Raw genomic sequence first — 5,948 nt, 5'->3', positions numbered from 1 at the left:
CCCACCGGCACCGGACACAACCGATCGTCCAGCACATACACCCGACAGTTGGCCACAGGCCGACCGATCGACGGCAACACCGGCCACCCGCCAACGTCACCCTCCAACGACAACGCCGTGACCCCGTGGGTCTCCGTCGGCCCGTAGTGGTTGTGGAGTCGGCGCCCCGGCACCCGGGCGAAGAAGTCGCGCACCGAGTCGCGTACGGTCAGCGTCTCACCGCCCTGTGCGACCTCCCGCAACCTCGGCAGCGGCAGGCCGAGTTCGGTGGCCGCTTCGGCGACCGCCTCGATGACGAGGTTGGGTGCGTACAGCTGGTTCACTCCGTGCCGGTCGAGCCAGCGCACCAGTTCCGCGGGGTTCCTGCGGACGTCGTCATGGGGCACCGCGAGGGTTCCGCCGGACCACAGGGTGGAGAAGATCTCCTGTGCGGCGACGTCGAAGCTGATGGACGTGAAGTGGGCGGTGGTCCCACCGCTCATCCGGTCACCTGCGTGCCAGGCCAGGAGGTTGGCCAGCGCCCCGGCCCGGAACACCACCGCCTTCGGGCGGCCCGTCGATCCCGACGTGTAGATCACGTACACCGGATGCTCGGGCAGCAGCTCCCCACCGCGCTCGTCGGCCGTCAACTCGCCGTCCGGGTAGCCGTCGAGGGCCTGTGCGGGAACGTCGACAGCACGGTCCGTCCACTCCTCGGGGACCTGCTGAAGCGTCTCCGCCGAACCCAGCACGCACACCGGGTCGGCGTCGCCGAGCATGTAGGCGATCCGGTCCGCCGGATACTCCGGATCCACCGGCAGATACGCCGCCCCCGACTTCACCACCGCCAGCAACGCCACCGGCAACCACTCCGAACGCGGCAGCATCAACGCCACCACCCGCTCAGGCCCCGCCCCACACTCCACCAACAACCGCGCCAACCGGTTCGCCCGAACGTTCAACTCCCCGTACGACAGCTCCACACCATCGAACACCACAGCAACCGCACACGGATCAACCGCCACCCGCGCCGCAAAAGACTCCGCCAGCGACACCCACGGAACCTCAACACCCGTGGCATTGCGGCGCGCCACCAGCTCATGACGTTCGTCCTCGGACAGCACCGCCAGGGCGCCCACCCGCACATCCGGGTCGGTCACGACGGCCGCGAGCACCCGGGCGAACCGCTCCATCAGACTTTCGACCGTCGCTCGGTCGAAAAGGTCGACGGCGTACTCCAGGACGCCGGTCAGTCCGTGGGCCGGTTCCCCGCCGCCGGACGCGTGCTCGGCGAGGCTGAGGAAGAGGTCGAACTTGGCGGAACCGGGGGTGGCCATCGCCGACGCGTCCAGTCCGGGCATGTGAAGCCGGGCCTGTGCGTTGTTCTGCAGGGCAACCATCACCTGGAACAGGGGGTGCGCGGCCATGGAGCGGGCCGGGTTGAGGACCTCCACCAGGTGCTCGAACGGCACGTCCTGGTGCTCGTACGCGGCCAGGTCTGTCTCCCGGACCCGCTCCACCAGTTCGCGGAACGTCGGGTCACCCGACACATCCGTCCGCAGCACCAGCGTGTTCACGAAGAACCCGACCAGATCGTCCAGCGCCTCGTCCGTGCGCCCGGCCACCGGCGAACCGATCGGGATGTCCGTCCCCGCACCCATCCGCGACAGCAACGCCGCGAACGCCGCCTGCACCACCATGAAGAGGCTGGCACCGGACTCGCGGGCCAGTGCCGTGAGGCCCGCGTGTACCTCCGATTCCACCTCGAACGCCACCCGGTCGCCCCGGAAGGAGGCCACCGCAGGACGCGGCCGGTCCACGGGCAGCTCCAACTGCTGCGGCAGGCCGGCGAGGTGGGCCGCCCAGTAGGCGACCTGCCGGGTGATGACGCTGTCCGGGTCGGAGTCTTCGCCGAGCAGTTCGCGCTGCCACAGCGCGTAGTCCGCGTACTGCACCGGCAGCGGCTCCCACGCGGGGGCGCGACCCTCGATGCGGGCCGCGTACGCCGTGGCCGAGTCCCGGGCCAGCGGCGCCATCGACCAGCCGTCGCCCGCGATGTGGTGCACGACCACGACCAGCACGTGGGTCTCGTCCGGCAAGGCGAACAGGGCGGCACGCAGGGGCGCCTCGGTCCGCAGGTCGAAGCCGCGGCCGGTCACCTCGGCCACCGCGTCCGGCAGTTCGTCCTGCCGCAGCTCGCACACCGGGAGGTCGACTTCGGTGGTCGGGAGGACCCGCTGACAGGGGGTGCCGTCGTCCCCTTCGGGGAAGACGGTCCGCAGCGACTCGTGCCGCTCGACCACGTCCCGCAGGGCAGCGGCCAGGGCCTCACGGTCGAGCAGGCCCGTCAGACGGAAGACGAGAGGCACGTTGTACGTCGCGGACTCCGGACCCTCGAACCGGTTGAGGAACCACAGTCGGCGCTGGGCGAACGACAGCGGAACCGTCTCCGGGCGAGCCATCGGCAGCAGCGCCCGGCGCGCGGCGCCGGCACCCACCACATGCTCCGCCAGCCGTGCCACCGACGGTGCCTCGAACAGGTCCCGCAGCGGCACCTCCACACCGAGCACGGTGCGGATCCTGCTGGTCACCCGAGTGGCGAGCAGGGAGTGGCCGCCCAGGTCGAAGAAGCTGTCGTCGATGCCGACCCGCTCCAGCCCGAGCACCTCGGCGAAGACGGCGCAGAGGGCTTCCTCGCGGGCGTCGCGTGGACCCCGCCCGGAGGCCGTGTACGCCGGTGCGGGCAGCGCGCGCCGGTCCAGCTTGCCGTTGGGGGTGAGCGGGAGGGCGTCGAGCAGCAGCACCACGCTGGGGACCATGTAATCGGGCAGGAGGCCGGAGACGAACGTCCGCAGCTCGCCCGGGTCCACGGGGTCGCCGTCGTCGGTGGGCACGACGTATCCGACGAGGCGCCGGTCGCCGGGCCGGTCCTCACGGACCATGACGGCCGCCCGGGCGGCCCGCGGGTGACGGACGAGGGCCGCCTCGATCTCCCCCGGTTCGATACGGAAACCGCGGAGCTTGACCTGGCTGTCGGCGCGGCCCGCGTACTCCAGCCGGCCGGCGCCGTTCCAGCGTGCGAGGTCACCAGTGCGGTACATGCGTGCCCCGGCGGGTCCGTAGAGGTTGGCGACGAACCGCTCGGCGGTGAGGGCGGGACGGGCGAGGTAGCCGCGGGCCAGGCCGTGCCCGGCGATGTACAGCTCGCCGATGACGCCCGGCGGCACCGGGCACAGCCACTCGTCCAGGACGTACACCCGGGTGTTGGCGATCGGGCGGCCGATGGGCGGGACGTCCATGCCGGGGGTGATCTCGGCGAGCGTGGCCGTGACGGTCGCCTCGGTCGGCCCGTACTGGTTGAGGACCTCGTCGGCGTGGGCGCACAGGGTGGCGGCGAGCGGCGCCGGCAGCGCTTCACCGCCCGTGCCGACCCGCAGCCCCCGCACCAGTCCGGCGTCGTGGGTGACGAGTGTCTGCCACAGCGACGGCGTCGCCTGCATGTAAGTGACCCCGGCGTCGCGGATGAGGTCCCGCAGCGCCTCGGGCCGGGTCAGGGTCGCCTTGTCGGCCAGGACCAGGCCGGCGCCCGAGAGCAGCGGCAGGAGGATCTCCACGGTCGCGGGGTCGAACGCGATCGACGCCACCGCGAGTACCCGGTCACCGGCTCCCAGCGCAAGCCTGTCTTGCAACGAGGCCAGGAGGTTGACGAGCGCACTGTGCGGAACGACGACGCCCTTCGGCCTGCCGGTCGAACCGGACGTGTAGATGACGTACGCGGCGTCCCCGAGTCCGGAGCCCGCCCGGGCGGGCTCGGTGTCCGGGTACCCCGCGAAGCCACCCGCCATGTCGTCCGGGCCGAGCACGAGCAGCGGTGCGGAGTCCTCCAGCATGAACGCGACGCGTGCCGCCGGATGGTCGGTGTCGACGGGCACATATGCGCCGCCCGCCTTCAGGACGGCCAGCAGCGCCACGACCAGGTCCGCGGACCGGGGCAGCGTCAGCGCGACCCGCTGCTCGGGGCCGACGCCACGTCCGATGAGCCAGTGCGCGAGGCGGTTGGCGCGGGCGTTCAACTCCGCATACGTCAGCGTCTCGTCGCCATGGATCATCGCGACGGCGTCCGGCGTCGCGGCGGCCTGCCGCGCGTACAGTCCGGGCACGTTCAGGTCCGGCACGGACACCGCCGTGTCGTTCCCACCACGCAGCAGAATCTCCCGCTCACCGGGGGCGAGCACGTCGACCGCGCCGACCTTCCGGCCGGGATCGCTGCCCACCTGCCGCAGCAGGCTGACGAACCGGGCGGTCATCGCCTGGGCCGTGGACCGGTCGAACAGGTCGGCGGCGTACTCCAGGACGCCTGACAGGCCATGAGCATGCCCGTCGGGGCCGCGTTGCTCGGCGAACGAGACGGACAGGTCGAACCGGGCCACGTTCGTCGGTGCCGCCGCGGCGGACACGGTGAGTCCGGGCAGGCGCAGCTCGGCCTCCTCCGTGTTCTGCATGACCAGCATCACCTGGATCAGGGGGTGCCGGGACATGGACCGGACCGGGTTCAGCACCTCGACGAGGTGCTCGAACGGCACGTCCTGGTGTCCGAACGCGGCCAGGTCCGTCTCCCTCACCCGTCCGACGAGTTCGCGGAAGGTCGGGTCACCTGACAGGTCGGTGCGCAGCACCAGGGTGTTCACGAAGAACCCGACCAGATCGTCCAGCGCCTCGTCCGTACGGCCGGCCACCGGTGTGCCGATCGGGATGTCCGTCCCCGCACCGAGCCGCGACAGCAGCGCCGCGAAGCCCGCCTGCAGGACCATGAAGAGGCTGGCACCGGACTCCTGGGCGATACAAGCCAGCAGGCGGTGCTGCTCCGCGTCCAGCTCGAAGGCAACCCGACCGCCCCGGTGACCGGCGACGGCGGGACGGGGCCGGTCGGTGGGCAGCTGCAACTGTTCGGGCAGGTCATCCAGTTGGTCGACCCAGTACCCCAGCTGCTGGCTGATCAGACTGTCCGGATCGGAGTCGTCACCGAGTGCCGCGCGCTGCCACAGTGCGTAGTCCGCGTACTGCACCGGCAGCGGCTCCCACGCCGGCGCCCGCCCCGCGGCACGCGCCTCGTAAGCCGCCGCGAGGTCGCGCGCCAGAGGCGTCATCGACCAGCCGTCGCCGGTGATGTGATGGAGGACGACCACCAGGACGTGGGTGGTGTCGTCCAGCGCGAGCAGCCGTGCTCGCACCGGCAGCTCGGCTGTCAGGTCGAAACCCTGGGCCGCGAGTTCACCGAGCCGCGACGGCAAGCCGTCGGGCGTGACCGTCTCGACAGGAAGGCCGAGACGGTCACCGCACACGTCGATGTCCAGCACCTGCTGGTGGGGGGTGCCGTCGGCGCCTGCGGGGAACACCGTGCGCAGGGCCTCGTGGCGCGCGACAACGTCGCGCAGGGCCGCGCGCAGGGCCGCGCGGTCCAGCCGGCCGCTCAGCCGCAGGGCGACGGGCATGTTGTACGTGGCCGCCGTCGCACCCTCGAAGCGGTTCAGGAACCACATCCGGCGCTGCGCGTATGAGAGTGGCACATAGTCGGGTCGCACAGCCGGGACCAGCGCGGCCCGCGCGGTGCCGGCCCGCTCGACACTGCCGTCCAGCTGTTCGACCGTGGGTCCCTCGAAGAGGGCTCGGAGGGGGAGTTCGATGTTGAGTACGGTGCGGATGCGGCTGATGACGCGGGTGGCGAGGAGGGAGTGGCCGCCGAGGTCGAAGAAGCTGTCGTCGATACCGACCCGCTCCAGCCCGAGCACCTCCGCGAAGATTTCACACAGGGCCTGCTCACGCTCACTGCGCGGGGCCCGTGAGGACACAGCCGCCGTGTAGTCGGGGGCGGGCAGGGCGCGCCGGTCGACCTTGCGGTGCGCGGTCAGCGGGAGCTCGGGAAGGACCACGACAGCAGCCGGCACCATGAACTCCGGCAGAACCGAGCC

1 pseudogene is annotated in these 5,948 nt (G+C 71.5%); it reads right to left on the bottom strand.

The annotated features are described in order from the left end of the window. Positions 1-5,939, bottom strand: a pseudogene (locus ACWD3E_RS42990) (amino acid adenylation domain-containing protein); the annotation flags it as partial. Positions 5,940-5,948: the final 9 nt, after the last annotated feature.

It is taken from the genome of Streptomyces sp. NPDC002676 (assembly GCF_053592455.1).
This window is presented reverse-complemented; position numbering and strand designations above follow the sequence as displayed.